Source organism: Ruegeria sp. AP12 (assembly GCF_056540025.1).
This window is the reverse complement of sequence record NZ_JBQFVZ010000340.1, coordinates 1-522: the sequence shown is the minus strand read 5'-3', so window position 1 is coordinate 522 and position 522 is coordinate 1. Positions and strand designations below refer to the sequence as shown.

1 protein-coding gene is annotated in these 522 nt (G+C 64.2%); it reads right to left on the bottom strand.

Going from position 1 to position 522, the window contains the following annotated elements; all coding sequences use genetic code 11:
* Positions 1-522, bottom strand: a 522-nt coding sequence (locus ACR0E6_RS23100; RefSeq protein ID WP_480587825.1) for an NAD(P)/FAD-dependent oxidoreductase, incomplete at both ends; no start/stop codon positions are given.

Here is a 522-nt window from a genome sequence, read left to right as displayed (position 1 = left end):
GGAGGCCACCATGACCGGGCTGCGGGGCATGGCCGATGGCGCGACCAGTTCAAGATGGTAGCCACGCTCGCTTTCCAGCGGGACCGAGATGCCCAGCCGTTTGGCCAGAAGCCCGGACCAGACGCCCGCGCTGACGATGGCCGTGTCGCAGGCGATGGTCTCGCCGCCCGCGCGCACGCCGGTGACTTTGCCTGCTTCACGGATAACATCCTCAACCTCGGCGCGCAGAATGCGCCCGCCATTGGCCTCGACATGGGCGGCAAGGTCTTTCACATAGCGGCCTGGATCTCTGATATGGCCGTGATCCGCCAGCCGGGTCGCAAATGAGATGTCGCGACTGAAGACTGGGTCATAGTCATGCAAGGCCTGCCCTTCGAGCTCATCCCAGTGAAACCCATGCTTGCGCCGGATGCCCCATCCAAAGGCGTCCCCTTCGAAATGCGCCCGATCGCGGTAGAGGAAAAGGTAGTCCGAGGGGACCAGCCATTTCTCCGCCCCGGTCCCTTCGGCGAGGGCTTTGTG